Source organism: Pseudomonas sp. F01002 (genome assembly GCF_004402115.1).
Lineage (GTDB): Bacteria > Pseudomonadota > Gammaproteobacteria > Pseudomonadales > Pseudomonadaceae > Aquipseudomonas > Aquipseudomonas frigoris.
Window position 1 is genome coordinate 81245 of the sequence record NZ_SOPU01000014.1, and the last position, 246, is coordinate 81490.

The 246-nt window shown below is 54.1% G+C and carries 1 pseudogene; it reads left to right on the forward strand.

Annotated elements, in window-relative coordinates:
• Positions 1 to 163 precede the first annotated feature (163 nt).
• A pseudogene (locus E3W21_RS31720) lies at positions 164 to 246 on the forward strand (GntR family transcriptional regulator); the annotation flags it as partial.

Here is a 246-nt window from a genome sequence, read left to right on the forward strand (position 1 = left end):
GAAGGCGGCGTGTCAGTCAACATAATTGCTGAATGACACGCCGCCTTCGCGAGCAAGCCCGCTCCCACACTAGACCGCGCAGCGGTCACTTTCGAACATCCCTCCGTCACTTCCCCTAAATATTCCTTGCTCGCCCCAACCCGTTTCGGTTATCACGTTGTACATGATTAGACAGGTACGATTTGACAAGAAACAACGGGTGGTCGACGAACTCATCCGACGCATCGAAAACGGCCTCATGGAGGA